Consider the following 18,533-nt stretch of genomic DNA (forward strand, 5'->3'; position numbering starts at 1 on the left):
CCCATGACCAATTCTGATTTTTTAATGTATTTTAAATTCACAATGGCCTTGGCCACAATTTTCCTTTCCATTATTTCTTTAAGTAAATCCAAAGGTCAGATGGACAGCGACTCCAATAAAAAATTACCGTAAATATTATATCTTTAGAACTGATAGTATTCAAACTAATTAATTCAGAATAGATGAAGTTATCAGTACTTTTGGCCTTTCTTTTATTATACTCAGTGGGATATGCCCAAAACATTCCTGGAACAAAATTAAATATCAAAAAATTCAATGGGGAAATTGTATTGGATGGAGTCTTGGATGAAGTTGCTTGGAAGGAGGCCGATGTTGCCGACAATTGGTATCAAAACTTTCCCGTAGATAGTTTGCCTTCCCCCTTTCAAACAGAGGCACGAATGACCTTTAATGATGAATTTCTGTATGTCTCGTTTGTCTGTTATGATGATGATACCCCAGATGTTGTAAGTACGCTTCGTAGGGATTTCAAGTATGCCATCAACGATAATGTTTCCTTCATATTCGGACCCTACAATGACCGTTTGAACGGTTATTTTTTTAATGTCACGGCCATCGGGGCGCAAAGGGAAGGTACCGTCTCCAGTGGTGGCAATGGTGAAAATGCCTTCAATATATATTGGGACAACAAGTGGTACTCCAAGGTTGTTAGGTACAAGGATAAATGGATTGCCGAATTAGCAATCCCATTCAAAAGTTTTAAGTATAAGAGTGATGTAAACCAATGGAACGTCACCTTTGATAGGCTGGATAAAAAACGAAATATTAAGTCGGCATGGGTACGCACCCCTAGACAATTCTATACAGGCACATTTGCCTATGCAGGCCAGCTGGTATGGGAAGATCCCATTCCTGCTGCCAGTACCAATATTTCACTTATACCCTATGTTTCGGGAGGGGCGTTCCAAGATCGAGAGCTAGACCCTATTGAATCCTCTACAGAAATACAGACCGGTTTCGATGCCAAAATAGGCATTACACCTTCTATGAATTTAGACCTCACCGTAAACCCCGATTTCTCCCAAATCGAAGTAGATGAACAAATTCTCAATTTATCCAGATTCGAATTTCGGTTTCCCGAGCGAAGACAATTCTTCTTGGAAAATAGCGACCTTTTTGACAACGCCGGTTTTGATTCGGCCAGACCATTTTTCTCAAGACGTATAGGCATAATTCAGGATACATCCGGAATAGCGCAAAAAGTACCTATAATGTACGGCGCTAGACTCAGTGGTACCATAAATCAAAAATGGCGCTTGGGCCTTATGAATATGCAAACCAAGAAAATGTTGGAATTGGGACTACCTGGCCAAAACTATACTGTGGCAACCGTGCAAAGGATGTTCTATGAACAATCCAGTTTTTCCATGACCTTTGTGAACAAACAAAGTCTAGGGGTTTCGGAAAGTGATTCCTTGAAATATTTCCATCCCAGTATTTTTGGCCGGCCTACTATGGCCGAGCGTGTTCGGCCAAACACTTACAATAGGGTCATTGATGCCGATCTAGTGTTGAGAAGTAAAGATAATAGGTGGTACCATAGTTCTTTTTTAGCCCAATCTTTTGACGATAGAAATAAGGCAAAGACCATGTCCGGTTCGGCCTTTTTCCAGTATTCCGACCGTAGTCTCCTGGCCAATTTAGGAACCTTTTTTGTTAATAAAAACTTTAATGCCGAAGTTGGCTATGTACCGGGAAGCATGGTATACCCCGGGCAAATGGGCTATTATTCTGAATTGGCCTATAAAATCTACCCTGAGAATAATAGTTTGCTTTATTCTGGGCCTCAGGCTAGAATAAATGATACCTATTTACCAAACGGTACCTTGGTAGATAGAGAATATGCCATAGGATATGCATTTGAATTTAAAAACTCTTCTAACCTTAGCTTGGATTTAGAACGTGTTTTTCAACAACTGACCTTTGATTTCAATCCCGTGAACGACGCGGAGTCCAGAAAATTTTTGGAAGGGGAAGAATATAGCTGGAATACTATTTCTGCTACATATCAAAGTAACACTACAAAGAAAATGAATTTCTTGTTGAATTCCACTTATGGCGGATTTTACAACGGCACCAATCTTAATATAGCCGGACAGCTCGATATGAGATTTCAACCCTATGTAAATATTGCTATGCGTTTCGACTATAATAATCTAAAATTGGATGAAGACTATGGAAGCGCAGAGTTAATACTTTTAGGACCAAAGTTGGATGTTACCTTTACGGACAAACTTTTCTTTACAGGTTATTACCAGTACAATAATTTAACGGACAATATGAATTTGAACGCAAGGTTTCAATGGAGATATAAGCCCGCTTCGGATTTCTACATAGTTTATACGGAAAATTATTTCCCCTCTAATTTTACAAGCAAGAATAGGGCATTGGTTTTTAAACTTACCTATTGGATCAATCTCTAACCAACTTTTTGTATATAAAGGGCAACCAAACAACCTTACCCTTTTTAAAGAGGATTGAGTAGGCCGTACTGCAATTCTGACCTATCGTTGATAACGATGTTTTTTATAAAGTGCACCTATACCCTTTTTACTTATTTTATAGTCAATTACCACAGGGTAAGCCAACGAGGCATCGGATGGACGCTACCGATAACATTTCGACGCCCGCCCGAACGGAACGGGGGGCAAGCGTCGGGGCATTCAAATCTCACCTAGTGAGTAAAAATATGATGCTGTGTCGCAGTGAAATAATCACAAAAAATTTGGTTTAACGGATGGTTTTTTCTACTTGCTTTTACTCCTAAATAAGGGAAGATTTCTATAATTTCCCTAGAAATATTTTTCACGGAATTTGCTGCTTCTGTATGTATTAGTTCCATATAATCCTTTTTAAAAAACATTCCATCATCTAATCCTTTCTCTATTTCCGCAGCGTAATAAGTTACCTTTTGCCCTGAAACCTCAACAATACCTTCCAAATCTGTCATTTTCCCATTTGTCCCGCAAATTGCAGCTTCTTCCAATAAATGTTCTGCCATTCCAATATAATTAACCCAAAGCGTTAAATCCGCAAAAAGGCCAAATGGAATTTTAAAAATGGGGTGAGGCAAATAATTCTCGTTATACCGAAAACTACAGTCATTGTGGACCATAAGATCCTTAACTTCAAAAGAATGGGTAGCCGAAGCCTTCAAGCCCATGGCATTCCAGTCTTCAATAATCTGTACCCCATCTTTGGGAATAACAAATGATAGCACTTTTGGTGAACCATCATCATTTATAAATTTATTTCCGTTTTCAAAAATTTCGGCATTTAAGGTAAAATGTGTAAGATAAGGAGCTCCCGTAGCATAGCGCCATTTTCCTGATATGCTATAATGATCGTCACATATCACAGCTGTTCCAGAAACACCCCCACTTCCTCCCAAACAAACAGGTACCTTGGAATTTAGAAAAATATCACGGGCTTTAAATTCCTTTAAGTTTCCAATAAAATAGTTGGCACCGCTGCAAAGTGTAACCGTCCATCCAAGGCTTGCATCGATCCTGGCCAATTCCTTCAGTTTATCCAGTCCTTCAGTTAGGGACAGCTCCAATCCTCCATATGTTCTAGGGACCCATAAACTCCATAGGTTTTCCTCCCCTATCCAATCCAAAACTTTTTTAGGAAAAATTTCTATTCCCAAACAAAGTTCCCTAAGCTCTTGCAGTTTGTCTACCTGTATCATGCATAATTATTTTTCTCCATTTAAAATATCCCGAGGTTCCCACTATGAATAAGAAAATGGTAAGTGCGGCGTATATGTAAAGTTCTTTATAAAAGAGAAGGGGGATAGCCACAATATTGCTAATATTTAGATAGATCCAGTTTTCCATCTTTCTTTTGGCCATGAGCCACATCCCGGCCCATGCAAAGGCACTTACAGCTGCATCCCAAATGGGAACATCCGTATTGGTGTAAAATACCAGCCAAAAACACATAAGTGCGAAACAAATCAGTACAATGCCCATTGCAGTTATACGTTCCGTGGTGTTGGCATAAGAAATTGGAGTTTCTTCTTTTTGTATACCGAATTTCCAATAAAACCAACCATAGAAACTCATAACCAGATAATAAAGGTGGAGTATAATGTCTCCATACAGCTTTGATTGATAAAGCACCCAGATACCGATCAAAATAGAAGCAATCCCAAATAAATAATTATGAATATTGTTATTCCGCGCCAAGAGCACTTGTGTTACGCCAAAAGCAGTACCCAAGGATTGTAACAAGGTAATATGCGTGAAAAAATTGTCCATCGATTCCCATTCTTAAATTAATGAAATGGAAAGATGAAGAAAGTATGGATGTGCAAAAGTGCTACATCACACTAAAATCCCTACGCCGGCATTATCCGGATCAGGTTCAGAGTAAAAACTCCTGGGTATCATCTCAGCCTGCGGTTTATGGCAAGCACCCCATTTCAAAAACAAATCTAAAACTATTTTTATGATTTGTTATTCATTTTAGAACAATTATAAAAAAAAGAAGATCTCTTAGAAAAATTTCGATATTTATAAAAACAGCTGTAGAAGTTGATAGATGAAGCATCCACCAAAGTTAGAATACTTCGGTTTTAATCTTTTTTCACCAAAGTATTCAAGATCAAGGCCGAGATAATCATAAACAGCCCTATAAAGCTATAGATGGAGTAGGCTTCATTGAACCAAAAAACACCAATTGAAATGGTAAAAATCACTTCAATGTATTTTAGCGGAGCTACAAGATTGGTCTTTGCAATTTGAAATGCCTTGGTCATATATATTTGTCCCATAAAACCAAAAATACCTAGGAGAAATAAAAATGCCCATTCATAACCAATGGGTTGTACCCATACGGTAATAGCCAAAAGTCCGCCAATTGCAGTTCCTACGAACATAAAATAATTTACTACAACTGCAGGATGGTCCGACACCCCTATTTTTCTAATAACTACATATACCATTCCACTAAAAACAGATGCAGTAAGGATTAAAGTTAGCCCTGTAGTATTAATATTGCCATCAAATCCTTTTAAAACCAGCACCCCGGCAAAAGCCGTAATAAAGAAAAGCCATTGAATATTTTTTAATTTTTCCTTTAGCAAGAAAACGGCAAAAATAGCCGCAAAAATAGGAGCAATATAGCGCAATGAAACTGCTGTGCCTACGTGTAGGTGTTTTAAGGAAAGGAAGAACAAACTCATAGCCGTTAAGCCGAGGATAGCTCTTAACAGCATTAGTCTACGCTTGTTACCAAATATTGGAATCCCTTTTATCAAAATAAAAGTAGTTGCCAGTACAAAGGAACCAAAACATCTAAAAAATACAATTTGGAATGTTGGGATACGGGCCAAATATTTTACGGAAACATTCATCAAAGCAAATGAAAAGGTGCTGATGACCATAAAAAGCAATGCTTTTTTTAAATCCAATCCGGAAGGTTTACTCCATTTAATATTTAACAAAATAGGGCTATTATTTAGCCAAAAGTAAGGTCCATTGGCTTAAAAACGCTAAGGTATGAATACCTCACCTTTACTAACGCCTATAGCCGAATAAATTCCAAGATTCAATATTATTAGGTTTTGGCGCTGTCTGTGGTTTTCAAGCTTAATGAAGGTGACGAAATAACCTCAAAGTGTTAAGAGAAGTTGGTTTCGGATTTACTTAAGTCGAGGGTTAATCAACTTCCAACTCACTTCTGACAAAACAAAATTAATGTTGTCCGTTTTTGACATATTGTTGTCCATATCATGCGTAAAATCTTAGATACATTTGTATTATAAAACAAAAATTATGGAAAAGAATATAGCTATTCTAATGGCAGATTTATCAGGGTATACCGCGCTTACGGAAACCCATGGCGCTACCTCTGCCGCTGATTTAATTGATAAATATATCAGTATTGCAGAAAATTGCCTAGTTGGCGACAGTAAACTGCATCAACGAACAGGGGATGAATTAATGTTCGTCTCGGACTATCCAGACTTTTTACTTGCTACTGCACTTAATTTAGAGGCCAAAACAACAAAAGAAGAAAATTTTCTTCAAATCCATGGCGGATTACATTTTGGTAAAGTTTTGAACAGGGCGAATAGTTATTTTGGATCTACTGTTAATCTGGCGTCAAGAATTGCCGCTAAAGCCTTGGCAGGTACCTTTTGGTGTTCTGATGACTTTGTAAGATCATTAACGAATAAATCTATTTGTGCATTTAAATCGAAAGGCAGTCATCTTTTTAAAAATATTAATGGACAAAAAGAAATATTTGAAGTGAATATAGAAAAAGCAAGGACCACCTATATCGATCCCATTTGCCGTATGTTGATCGTCAACCCTCAAAATGCAATCCATCATCCAAATGAAATCGAGCTTTATTTTTGCTCCGCACAATGTCGCGAAGAATATAATAAAAGCCATAGTATAGTTCAATGTATAGAAATGCAAGAGCATTCTTAAAACCAGTTAATTTCTAATAAAGTCTATCTAAAAAACAAAATACTATGATACCAATCACTATCGGAATATCCTCTGGACTACTGATTATATTAGTGTTTAGCATATTAAAACAATTGGATAAAATGACAGTCTATGGGCTTATTCTATCCGGAATCGGATTCCTCTATGTAGGTTTTGTCTGGACAGATTTACAAACATTGGTGGTAAATTCCACCCAAGCAGTTTTGTTCCTATTATTAGCCTATTACGGTATAAAAAAAGGAGTTCATATACTAGCTCTTGGCTATTTTCTGCATGGATGTTGGGATGTTGCCTATAATTTTTTTTCGGACCCAGGATTGATTCCTCCAAGCTACGATATGTTTTGCTCCTCACTTGATTTTACTGTAGGTGCCTATATTTTAGTCTTCAACAACCAGTTCAAAGTGAATATTAATAAATAGGTATAATGACTACAACCACCCTACTCGTCAAAAATATGGTGTGCCACCGCTGTATACTTGCAGTGGAAAATATTTTAAAAAATATTTTAATCCCTTATCAAAAAGTCAATATTGGGGAAATTAGGTTAATGGTAGTGCCTTCAAGAAATGAAAAAGAACGGCTTAATAAAGAACTCAATGCAGTAGGATTCGAAATTATTGATAATAATACCGGGCGACTTATTGAAAAAATTAAAAACTTGGTAATAAAAATGGCACGCAATGAAGTGGATGAAGAAGTAAACAGGATAAATTTGTCCACTTACCTCTCTTCCAACGTTCATCATGAGTATACTTACTTGAGCAGTTTATTCTCATTTATTGAAGGAAGAACAATTGAGAATTATTTTATTGAACAGCGCATTGAAAAGGCGAAAGAGTTGTTGACCTATGACCAGATGACATTATCTCAAATTGCCTGTGAACTAAATTATTGTGGTGTTTCCCATCTATCAAAACAGTTTAAAAATATTACTGGATTAACTCCCTCTTTATTTAAGAGCCAGGGTATTGCCCAACGTTTCCCAATTGACAAGATTTAACCCAAAACTATACAATCAATTCCCAAAGAAGTATAACAAATACATCCTTGCATAAGCTAATTTTACTTTATTAAAAAACAATAAAAAAACATATTATGAAAACAACAACAGTAAACAAAGGTGCTCAAAAAACAAGCAATGTAAAATGTGGAAATCCAAATTGTAAATGTGTCAATTGCAATTGCGATTCAACATGTACCTGTGTAAATTGCATTTAAACAATTTTTGGTTAAATTTTAAAGGCCGTTCATTAGTGGACGGCTTTTCTTGTCTATTTAGATCCACTACATCTTTTGGAATTATCAAATTCCGGTCAACGATCAGGGATTGGCTGAAATTGACGCTTTAATGTCTGATATTAGAATTAGACTTGGCTTATCTTTATTAAATAGATTTAAAAACAAGAATATGCACAAGGTCGCTTTTATTATTCCGCCAACTGTTGAATTACTCGACCTTGCCGGGCCAGTACAAGTTTTTACCGAAGCTAGGTTTTACGGCCTTCAATTGGATATTGAATTTTATCAATTCAAGGATAAACCGGTAAGTACGGCAGGATTAGGGTTTGAAAAAATCAAGAACTATAGCGAAGCAAAATTAAATGATGGGAATTTTGTCTTTGTTCCAGGAATGAATTTTGATTATGTTAGCAGTATTGCTTTTAAGGCAGAAAGAGAATTTTTTAAATGGCTCCAAGATTGTTCAGAGAAAGGGATAACGGTGTGTTCCATTTGTAACGGAGCTTTTGCTTTGGGGTATGCAGGTTTATTAAAGGATACAGAATGTACTACACATTGGCGAAGAATAAATGAGCTGCAACTCCAATTTCCAACGGCAAAGGTTGTAGCCGATATTTTATATATTAAGAGTAATAATGTATATACCAGTGCCGGCATTAGTGCAGGAATCGATCTAGCCTTGGCCATTATCGAAGATTTAAAAGGTCCTCTATTTACGCATAAGGTAGCAAGAGGGCTTGTTGTATACCATAGGAGGAGTGGTAAACACAAACAGCAAAGTATTTACCTCGATTATAGAAACCATATCAATCCACATGTACATCAAGTTCAAGACTTCCTTATTGAGAATCTTTCGAAAGAGAATGACATAGAATCCCTAGCGTCACTTGTTGGGATGAGTTCTCGAAATCTTAGTAGGGTATTTAAAGACAGGACAGGGTTAACGGTATTGGAATACCTAACGCTATTGCGAAAAGAATATGCCAATACCATGCTTAATAATCCCGACTATACTATTGAATATATAGCCTCTAAATGTGGATTTAAAAGTGCAAGGCAATTACAAAGAATTTTAAAAAAGTAAACTATTACATACGCACCAGATGTTGGCAAGGACAATGAAATCGAAATATATTAATAATTTTGAGAAAAGCCTATTGGATCAATCCTAAAAGTTGTGTGTGAATTAGAAAAAGATAGGATAGACTTGCCCAGAGTTTGTGTTCTGTTCATTTTTTGCATCGCCCAAAAAACGAACCAAAAAACGCTAGGCCGATTTTCCGTAAACCTACATAATGTAGATAAATCATTATCATTAATTTAATGTCATTGAACATTGTCTTCAAAGCCTATGGTCTGGTTGGTCTTCTTCCGTAGTGGAGATGTCATGGCCGTTAAGAATTATTGAAGCCTTGGAGATAATTTAGGCCATGGCAGCGGTCCATAAAATCCCGAGATTTTAGGGGCCACCTAGTGAAGAAGGGTCTTTTCTTTTGTTTAGCTCATGGCCGGTTATTTTCTTAAATATGAATTCGTGAACCAGCGGTTTCGTTTTATTCATTGCCCGTTTATTTTGGAATAAGGTATTCATAAACCTCCTGCGTCGGTTTCTTTGGACAGCAAAGAAATCGAAGATTCAGGAAATCCAATTAAAAACAATAAAAACCACTTGAGTAAAATGAAAGAATAATTCTAACAATAATTTCATTCGATTTTGACCAATAAACAAAGCTAAAATCAAAAAACACGAAATATTATGTTCATCCTAATTTTTGAAGAAACACAACAAATAAGTATGATCCAGCCTATTAGAGGAAAAAAATTGCAAGGCCAAGCTGCGGTCTTAGAACCCAGTCCCCACTTACAGGACTCGATATGAACCTAGTCTGGGCGCTTTTAGCACCTAGTGTTACCAACTATAAATATAATAGTTCATTTCGTTCCAGGATTACCTCACTGCGCTCGGTGAACCTGTTTAAGGGGCGGTGCTCATGAAAATCCAGCACAGGCTGGCGCCTGTACGTCTTTTTTGTTTTACACCGCTTAAGCACCTAGCGGTGCTACGCAGTGGAAAACAAAAAATCCGATCACATATGTGATCGGATTTTCTTAGTCGGGGTGGCAGGATTCGAACCTGCGACCTCCGCGTCCCAAACGCGGCGCGATAACCGGGCTACGCTACACCCCGAATTTTAATAGAACTGAATGTTTTAATTGGGAAATTCAATCCTATTTTTTTATTTACAACTGTTTGAGCATAGTTTATGTCATACATTACACGGTACTACACCCGGAAATGGCAAAACCATCTCAACAATACTTCTTTAAAAAAAAAGCGGAGAGACAGGGATTCGAACCCTGGCGACAGTTACCCGTCGACAGATTAGCAATCTGCTCCGTTACCACTCCGGCACCTCTCCAATAATTTTAAAGATCACGCATTAAAAATGCGGTTGCAAATGTACTTTTTCATTCATAAGAACGCAACATTTTTTTAATATTTTTTTCACTTCTTATATCTTATTGGGCATTTCTTGGACCTATCTTATTAACCCTCAAACAATTCATAAAATCAACTAGTCAGGATATTCCACTCTTAAATGGTAAATATTGACCAATTTCTGCTTTAATATCTTCTTGATCGCCTCAATTTCCTTAAAAGTAATATTGGCATTTAAAAATTGATCTGCCTTTATCTGGCCCTCAATAATCCTTTCCACAAATTCATCGATTATCAAAAAAGTTGGATTCTTTAAACTCTTGGAAGCTGCCTCCACAGAGTCTGCCATCATTAATATGGCAGTTTCCTTGGAAAACGGAATTGGTCCCGGATATCTAAAATCCTCTTCATTGACCTCTCCGTCCAATGCCTCTTGTTTCTTGTAAAAATAAAAAACCAGAGAAGTGCCATGGTGGGTCCTAATAAAGTCTATTACACGGTCCGGCACCTTATTTTTACGCGCAATTTCTATACCTTCAATGACGTGGTTGATAATAATGGCAGCAGCATCCATAGGCTCCAAATCGTCATGTGGGTTTACATTGGTAATTTGGTTTTCCGTAAAATAGGTTGGATTGTTCATTTTACCAATATCGTGATAAAGCGCTCCTACCCTAACCAACATAGCATTAGCCCCAATTTCATTGGCGGCCGCTTCCGCCAAATTGGCCACCTGTAGGGAATGGTGAAAGGTTCCTGGAGCCTTATTGGACAATTCCTTTAATAATTTTGAATTGGTATCGGACAATTCCAAGAGAGATACATCGGAAACCAATCCAAATATTTTTTCATGAATATAAATCAATGGCTGAACAAACAATGTTATCATGCCATTAAGAAAAAAATATCCAAAAGCCATCCATTGAATATCGTCCAAGTTGCCTTCGTGAATCATATGAAATGCAAAATATCCAACAATATAAATCAGGGTGATCTGACCTACGGATATAAATAAATTAGCCCTTTTATACAGTTCCGATACCGACAAGATGGTTACAATTCCCGCCAGGGTCTGTAGAAATATATATTCAAAACTGTTGGGCACCACAAAACCCAGAATTAAAACGGTAAGAACATGGACAAAAAGCCCCAATCTAGCATCAAAAAAAGTCTTGAGTACCAATGGCAGGATACACAAAGGAACCACAAAAACATACTCTACATTGTATTTAACCACCATTGTGGTCATAAATACCATTATTAGAATATTGACTATAATAAAGGTAACTCTAGTATTATCCTTAAAGATTTCCGGGCGATATTTTTTTAGAAATAAAAAAAACATCATTAATACCATTGCCACCAACAAGGTGTACCCGAAAAGTATTAAATACTGGTTATTTTCTTCCCATAATTCGGACTCGAACTCACTTTTCAGCGAATCCAATACCCTAAGGTCCCCTTCCTCCACTACCTCACCTTTGGCAATAATAAGTTTGCCCTCGTCCACATTACCTAAACTATAAGAAATCTTGGAATATTCCGATTCCAACTCCTTGTTCGACAAATCATTATCGAAACTAACATTGGGTTTAATAAAATTAAAGAATAGCTCCTGAAATGAAGGTTCATAAACAGACAATCTACTTTGTGCCAATTTTCTTCTTACAACTCCTTCTACATCCGATAGGCTATATACTTCATCAAACTTTAGCTTTACAGCTTCATTGTTCCTAACCAGGTAAAGGTTATTCTTGTTACTTCGCCGCTCAATTTTGGACAGGATACCATTTGCATAGAGATCGACCAAAACATCTTTGGCCACACTCTTTATCCCATCCAGTTCGTTCCTATCAAAATCGGATGAATTAAAGACCTTGGTCAATTCCCTTTGTATGGTGCTATCTACTTCCGCTGGAATATTGGCATCATAGCTATAGTAGTCAATGTGATCACTTTCAATTTCCTCTCTCTCTTTTGTAATTTCCTCTTCGCTCTTGTTTACCGAAAAATCGAACGGGGCATAAAAGTTATTGTATTGCCAAGGTTTGCCTTTTTGGTATTCATATTTAAATTTTCCTCCTCTGGGGAAAAAAAATACAATAAAGAATACAGCCAAGAAATATAAAAGATACTTATAAACCAGTGAATGATTTTTATAAAGGCTGTCCAAAAAAGTGCGCATACGGAAAGTATATATGGTCAAAAATAGAAAAATATAAACTTAAAATGACACTTTACATAAATAACACAGTTTTTGAAAAGCGACATATAATATTTTACACGGGGCAAGAGGATATGTTTCCCAAATTACACCTACTATAATTACTCCCGTATATTCATAAAAAACTTGGAATATTCCTCCGTTGCACACCTCATTGCACATTAATTTATTAAATTCGCAAATAATAAATTTGAACTCGATGAAAGATGTTGTAATCGTTTCTGCCGCAAGGACACCCATAGGAAGCTTTATGGGCTCATTGTCCACTATTACGGCACCTGAACTTGGTGCAATTGCAATTAAAGGGGCATTGAATAAAATAAAATTGGACCCCTCCATGGTGGAGGAAGTCCTTATGGGGAATGTTGTTCAAGCAGGGACTGGTCAGGCTCCGGCCAGACAAGCTGCCATTTACGCTGGAATACCAAATACTGTACCCTGCACCACTGTTAATAAAGTTTGTGCTTCCGGAATGAAGTCGGTTATGATGGCCGCCCAGTCCATAGCCTTGGGAGACAATGACATTGTTGTTGCGGGAGGTATGGAAAACATGAGTCTAATACCCCATTATATTCATTTGAGGAACGGTCAAAAATTTGGACCTGCCACTTTAATAGATGGCTTGCAAAAAGATGGGTTGGTAGACGCCTATGATCAGCAAGCCATGGGAACTTGTGCAGATGCCTGTGCCAAAGAATACCAATTTAGTAGGGAAGATCAAGATAATTTTGCCATACAATCTTACCAAAGATCAACAGAAGCTTGGGCGAATGGAAAATTTGCCAATGAAGTAGTTCCTGTAGAAGTTCCTCAGAGAAGGGGTGAGCCCATACTGGTAAGTGAGGATGAAGAATTTAAAAATGTAAAACTGGACAAAATTCCTGGATTGCGCCCAGCATTTTCAAAGGATGGCACTGTAACGGCAGCCAACGCCTCAACTATTAATGATGGGGCCGCAGCCTTGGTATTAATGAGTAGTGAAAAAGCAAAGGAACTAGGATTAAAGCCTTTGGCCACTATAAAAAGCTATGCAGATGCAGCGCAGGAACCAAAATGGTTTACTACGGCGCCAGCAAAGGCACTTCCAAAAGCCTTGAACAAAGCGGGCATTGGTATTAAGGACGTGGATTATTTTGAGTTTAACGAAGCCTTTTCTGTAGTTGGCCTTGCCAATATGAAAATACTTGGCCTTAATGACAAAAACGTAAATGTTAATGGTGGAGCCGTTTCCTTGGGCCACCCCTTAGGTTGTTCTGGAGCCAGAATCATAATTACATTGCTCAACGTACTTGAACAAAACAATGCCAAAATTGGAGCAGCGGCCATTTGTAACGGTGGTGGTGGAGCTTCCGCCATAATTATAGAAAAAAATTAATAAGTTCTTGTAAAGCAAACCCATGCAATACGGTATTTGCCACCTTAGTATTGTCCCAGTGCGTTCCATTGCAGATGACACTAGCGAAATGGTATCCCAACTTTTGTACGGTGAACATTTTAAGGTTTTGGAACAAAGAAAAAAATGGAGCAAGATTCGAAATGCCTTCGACAATTTCGAGGGCTGGATAAGCAACCAGCAATTTACGATAATTGAAGAGGACCTTTATACGGAATTGGAAAGTTCGGATTGTAAAAAGGTATCGTCTGAGCTTATTTCATTTATAGAAACCGATCACAATATACTGCTCCCGATTGTACTTGGCTCGAACGTACAACATAATTGCTTTTTAAATCACAAGTTCGATGGCTCATTGGCCTCAGGACAGCAAGATAAAGACCAACTAGTACATAAGGCGCTTCTCTATTTAAATGCCCCTTACCTATGGGGTGGAAAAACTGCATTTGGAATTGATGGCCCTGGTTTTACCCAAATGGTCTACAAAATAAATGGACATCGTCTCCTTAGAGGCGCCCAACAGCAATCTACCCAAGGGGAAGCTTTAAGTTTCATTGAAGAAAGTGAGCCTGGTGATTTAGCCTTTTTTGACAACAACGATGGCATTATAGATCATGTGGGAATCATAATGGAGAACAACTATGTTATCCATGCCTTTGGCAAGGTCAGGATAGACCGTATAGACCATACAGGCATCTTCAATACCGAAACCAACACCTACACCCATAAACTAAGGGTAATTAAAAAGATCATATAAAAAAAGGGCCTTCGTAATGCGATGGCCCTTTATCATTTTTATAAATATTTCATTTACTCCCCAGCAAGTTTTTTAAGACGCAGGAAGTTTTCGTTGTCGCCTAATGCACCGTAAATATTCTTAAGTTGGGAAAGAATACTTTGGTTATCAGGATTCAATTTTAGTGCATCTTCCAAGATTATGGCACCATCGCGGAACAAACTATCTTTTTGCTCTTTTAGCTCGTCATATCTAGCGATATCCTTTTTGGAATTTCCAAGAGAATTCATTTCATCTATCAAACCATTGCCTTCATTAACATAGGTGGTAGAAAGATTTAATTGCGCATTTACATACCCTGGGTTAATTTCGATCGCCCTTCTATAAGCCTTTCTTGCCTCTTCTATGTTGTCTTGTTCCATGTTGATAACACCAACATTATAGAATAAATCTGGATTATCCGGAGCTACTTCTGAAGCTTCAGCCATTAAAGCTTTAAATTTATCCTTATCACCCAATTTGTAATAAAGGTTCGCTTCGTTCAAAATTAGGTTTACATCCTTGGGATCTTTTGCCCTGGCATCCTTGTAAGCATCCAATGCCTTGTCATCTTGACCCAATTGCGTATATATCAAAGCAATATTCTTAACTATTTCTGTAGTTTTAGAAGGTGTTTTTTCATCCTCTGGATCTTTATATGCCCCAGATTTAACCATTAACTCTCTTTGAGTTTTCTCCATTTCCTCGACCTCACCGGTAGAAACATTGGTAGCCTTGTAGACAATTCCTCCACCATCATAACCTAAATCCTTTAACTCATTGTAGTATTTAAGCGCTTTTTCATAGTGACCTCCATTAACTGCACTACTGGCAGCGTAATATAGATAAACGGTATCCATTGGACTTAGCTGGTAACCCATATAAAGTTTGCCAGCCGCTTCCTCATAATTTTTGTTATTGTTGTCTTCTACAGCAGAATTAATTAGATCGGCAGTCATACTGGAAAGCTTTTGCTTGGCTTCAGATCCGTATTTGGCCTTTCCACTTTTCTCCTCCACTTCACTAACTTTTTTTAGGGAAGTAATAGCCTCATCAAAAGCACCCTCGGTACCTTTTTTTGCCAATTCGGCATAAGCACTCCCCCTTAGGAAGTAATATTGAGCCTGCATTTTTTCATCCGCACCGTTAATTAGTGAAGATGCTCCGTCCAAAGCTGTTTTAGCAGCCATGGCGTCACCAGACTTTAATGCCTTATCAGCTGTTTTGATCTCATCCTTTTGAGCAATTCCGACTACTGAACAAAACATAGCCGCGATTATTAAAATATTTGTTTTCATTTCAATAAAATATTTATGTATTAGTGTTTAATTGTTATTCTTTGGTTTCCGCACTATCATTATCAAGAGCCGTGCCATCTTCTTCGCTGGCATCTACCTCCAAGGTGGTAATATCATCTATTTCATCTTCATCCTTCATTACTTTGGCCACTGCAGCAATGGAATCGTTGCCTTTAATATTAATGAGTCGAACACCCTGTGTTGCCCTTCCCATTACCCTTAAATCTTCGACACTCATCCTAATTGCGATTCCCGATTTGTTGATAATCATTAAATCATCGGAGTCAGAGACATTTTTAATGGCTACCAAACCACCTGTTTTATCGGTAATGGAAATGGTCTTCACCCCTTTACCCCCTCTATTGGTAATCCTGTAATCTTCGATACTGGAACGTTTTCCGTAACCATTCTCCGACACCACCAATATTTCTTCCTCAAAATTGTGTACGGCCACCATTCCTATTACCTCATCCTTATCATTCGCCAAAGTTATACCGCGAACACCAGAGGCATTTCTACCCATTGGCCTGGTCTTTACCTCTTCGAACCTAATGGCCTTGCCCGACTTAAGCCCCAAGAATATCTGGCTGGCCCCAGTAGTAAGTTTTGCTTCCAAAAGTTCATCATCCTCACGAATACTTATGGCATTAATTCCATTCTGTCTTGGCCTTGAATATTGTTCCAAAGATGTCTTTTTAACAATACCCTTTTTAGTGGCCATTATAACATAATGACTGTTTACGTATTCCTCATCCTTTAAATCCTGAGTACAGATAAAAGCCTTCACCATATCGTCATTCTCAATGTTGATCAAGTTTTGGATGGCTCTACCTTTGGACGTTTTTGTACCTTCCGGTATTTCATAGACCCGCATCCAGAAACATTTTCCCTTTTGGGTAAAGAACAACATATATTGGTGGTTGGTACCTACAAATAGGTGTTCCAAGAAATCTTCAGTCCTCGTGGAGGTTGCCTTTTGGCCAACACCACCTCTATTTTGTGTCTTGTATTCGGAAAGCGGTGTTCTTTTAATATAACCGGCATGCGAAATGGTAATAACCACTTGCTCATCTGGAATCATATCTTCCATACTAAGATCCCCGCCCGCAAAATTAATTTCGGAACGTCTGTTATCCCCGTACTTATCCTTAACTTCCAGCAACTCATCTTTGATTATCTGCATCCTGCGCTCCTTTTTAGCAAGGATATCCTTCAAATCGGCTATGGTCAAGATTATTTCGTCGTACTCCGTTCTTAATTTATCCTGCTCCAGACCTGTCAATTGACGTAAACGCATTTCAACAATGGCCTTGGCTTGAATTTCACTAAGCTTGAAACGCTCCATAAGATTTTCCCTGGCCTCATCGGCATTGGAAGAAGCTCTAATAATAGCAATAACCTCGTCTATATTATCCGAGGCTATGATAAGACCCTCTAGGATATGCGCCCTGTCTTCAGCCTTTTTCAATTCAAACTCTGTACGCCTAACTACCACTTCATGACGATGCTCCACAAAATAATGGATCATCTCCTTAACGTTCAATAATTGCGGTCTTCCCTTGACCAAAGCAATATTATTGACACTAAAAGAGGTCTGCAACGATGTGTATTTGTACAGGGTATTTAGAACGATGTTTGGAATAGCATCCCTTTTCAAGATATAAACGATTCGCATACCGTTCCTATCCGATTCATCCCTTATGGTGGAAATCCCCTCTATCTTTTTTTCATTGACCAGATCGGCAGTCTTCTTGATCATGTCCGCCTTGTTGACCTGATATGGAATTTCGGTAACAATAATGCTCTCCCTTCCCTGTACTTCCTCAAAACTGGCCTTTGCCCTCATAACAACACGACCACGTCCGGTATGAAAAGCCTCCTTAACCCCATCATAGCCATAAATAATTCCGCCGGTTGGAAAATCCGGTGCTTTTATATGGGTAATTAGCTCATCGATTTCAATATCGTTGTTCTCAATATAGGCCACAGTGCCGTCCACTACTTCGGAAAGGTTATGTGGCGGCATATTGGTCGCCATACCTACAGCAATACCTGAGGCACCATTTATCAACAAATTTGGTATCCTTGTGGGCAGTACCGTTGGCTCCTGCAAAGAATCATCAAAATTAAGTTGATGATCAACAGTATCCTTGTCTATATCGGCCAACATATCATCCGCAATCTTGCGCATACGGGCCTCCGTATATCGCATTGCCGCCGGACTGTCGCCATCAATGGAACCAAAGTTACCTTGACCATCGACCAACATATACCTTAAACTCCATTCCTGGGCCATACGTACCATGGAATCATAAACTGAGGTATCACCATGTGGATGATACTTACCCAGAACCTCCCCGACGATACGGGCAGATTTTTTATGGGCACTATTTGACCTAACACCTAACTCGTGCATTCCGAACAAAACCCTTCTATGCACTGGCTTTAAACCATCCCTAACATCTGGCAGGGCACGTGACACAATGACCGACATTGAATAATCAATGTAAGCAGATTTCATTTCATCTTCAATGTTAATCGGAATTAATTTTTCTCCTTCTGCCATTTAAAATCTTCTATTTATTTTATGTTAAAAAAGCACGACAATATACGTAAAATCGATACTATACAAGTATTTAGGGCATACTTTTGTAAAGAATTTATCAACACTTTCAA

At 38.1% G+C, this 18,533-nt stretch carries 13 protein-coding genes, 2 tRNA genes and 1 riboswitch; of the genes, 7 read left to right on the forward strand and 8 right to left on the reverse strand.

Annotated elements, in window-relative coordinates; genetic code table 11:
* The first annotated feature begins 182 nt into the window (after positions 1-182).
* Positions 183-2,444, forward strand: coding sequence for a carbohydrate binding family 9 domain-containing protein (locus tag CWD91_RS06375; RefSeq protein WP_103440147.1), 2,262 nt, complete (start codon positions 183-185; stop codon positions 2,442-2,444).
* Positions 2,445-2,695: 251 nt separating this feature from the next.
* On the opposite strand, the gene CWD91_RS06380 is transcribed toward CWD91_RS06375, so the two are convergent.
* The 3 genes from CWD91_RS06380 to CWD91_RS06390 form a co-directional block, all read right to left on the reverse strand.
* Positions 2,696-3,712, reverse strand: a complete 1,017-nt coding sequence (locus tag CWD91_RS06380; protein WP_103440148.1) for an acyl-CoA dehydrogenase family protein — start codon at positions 3,710-3,712, stop codon at positions 2,696-2,698.
* Entirely contained in the window at positions 3,681-4,283 is a 603-nt protein-coding gene (gene pnuC, locus CWD91_RS06385; protein WP_103440149.1) for a nicotinamide riboside transporter PnuC, read from the reverse strand. Before pnuC ends, CWD91_RS06380 begins: the two co-directional genes overlap by 32 nt.
* A gap of 60 nt (positions 4,284-4,343) precedes the next feature.
* Positions 4,344-4,455, reverse strand: a riboswitch (TPP riboswitch).
* Positions 4,456-4,600: 145 nt separating this feature from the next.
* Entirely contained in the window at positions 4,601-5,470 is an 870-nt protein-coding gene (locus CWD91_RS06390; RefSeq protein WP_262509676.1) for a DMT family transporter, read from the reverse strand.
* Between the two features lie 331 nt (positions 5,471-5,801).
* Here CWD91_RS06390 and CWD91_RS06395 point away from each other — a divergent pair, with 331 nt between their 5' ends.
* The 4 genes from CWD91_RS06395 (at position 5,802) to CWD91_RS06410 (ending at position 8,811) form a co-directional block, all read left to right on the forward strand.
* Positions 5,802-6,464 carry an adenylate/guanylate cyclase domain-containing protein gene (locus CWD91_RS06395; protein ID WP_103440150.1) on the forward strand — a complete coding sequence of 221 codons (663 nt, stop codon included), beginning with the start codon at positions 5,802-5,804 and terminating at the stop codon, positions 6,462-6,464.
* Between the two features lie 44 nt (positions 6,465-6,508).
* Positions 6,509-6,907, forward strand: a complete 399-nt coding sequence (locus tag CWD91_RS06400) for a DUF6010 family protein (protein ID WP_103440151.1) — start codon at positions 6,509-6,511, stop codon at positions 6,905-6,907.
* Between the two features lie 62 nt (positions 6,908-6,969).
* On the forward strand, positions 6,970-7,488 hold the full coding sequence (locus tag CWD91_RS06405) for a helix-turn-helix domain-containing protein (RefSeq protein ID WP_239985676.1): 519 nt from the start codon (positions 6,970-6,972) through the stop codon (positions 7,486-7,488).
* 348 nt (positions 7,489-7,836) lie between these two features.
* A complete protein-coding gene (locus CWD91_RS06410; protein ID WP_205164606.1) occupies positions 7,837-8,811 on the forward strand; it encodes a GlxA family transcriptional regulator in 975 nt (324 codons plus the stop codon).
* Positions 8,812-9,840: 1,029 nt separating this feature from the next.
* On the opposite strand, the gene CWD91_RS06415 is transcribed toward CWD91_RS06410, so the two are convergent.
* The 3 genes from CWD91_RS06415 to CWD91_RS06425 all read right to left on the reverse strand — a co-directional run bounded on the left by CWD91_RS06415 (position 9,841) and on the right by CWD91_RS06425 (position 12,352).
* Positions 9,841-9,915: transfer RNA gene (locus CWD91_RS06415), tRNA-Pro, on the reverse strand.
* 148 nt (positions 9,916-10,063) lie between these two features.
* Positions 10,064-10,147 (reverse strand) — tRNA-Ser (locus CWD91_RS06420).
* 156 nt (positions 10,148-10,303) lie between these two features.
* Complete coding sequence (locus tag CWD91_RS06425; protein WP_103440152.1) at positions 10,304-12,352, reverse strand: HD family phosphohydrolase; 2,049 nt, start codon at positions 12,350-12,352, stop codon at positions 10,304-10,306.
* A 238-nt stretch (positions 12,353-12,590) separates the two neighbouring features.
* On the opposite strand from CWD91_RS06425, the gene CWD91_RS06430 reads away from it, so the two are divergent.
* Positions 12,591-13,766 (forward strand): acetyl-CoA C-acyltransferase, encoded by a 1,176-nt coding sequence (locus tag CWD91_RS06430; protein ID WP_103440153.1) that lies wholly within the window; start codon positions 12,591-12,593, stop codon positions 13,764-13,766.
* Between the two features lie 22 nt (positions 13,767-13,788).
* Positions 13,789-14,541: a C40 family peptidase gene (locus CWD91_RS06435; RefSeq protein ID WP_103440154.1), complete on the forward strand. Its 753-nt coding sequence runs from the start codon at positions 13,789-13,791 to the stop codon at positions 14,539-14,541.
* A 53-nt stretch (positions 14,542-14,594) separates the two neighbouring features.
* Here the strand turns inward: CWD91_RS06435 and CWD91_RS06440 are convergent, their stop codons facing one another.
* Together CWD91_RS06440 and gyrA are read right to left on the reverse strand one after the other, a co-directional pair.
* A complete protein-coding gene (locus tag CWD91_RS06440) occupies positions 14,595-15,857 on the reverse strand; it encodes a tetratricopeptide repeat protein (protein ID WP_103440155.1) in 1,263 nt (420 codons plus the stop codon).
* Between the two features lie 34 nt (positions 15,858-15,891).
* Positions 15,892-18,423, reverse strand: coding sequence for a DNA gyrase subunit A (gene gyrA / locus CWD91_RS06445; RefSeq protein ID WP_103440156.1), 2,532 nt, complete (start codon positions 18,421-18,423; stop codon positions 15,892-15,894).
* Positions 18,424-18,533: the final 110 nt, after the last annotated feature.

Origin of the sequence: Arenibacter hampyeongensis, from assembly GCF_002909255.1 — a bacterium.
Classification (GTDB): domain Bacteria; phylum Bacteroidota; class Bacteroidia; order Flavobacteriales; family Flavobacteriaceae; genus Arenibacter; species Arenibacter hampyeongensis.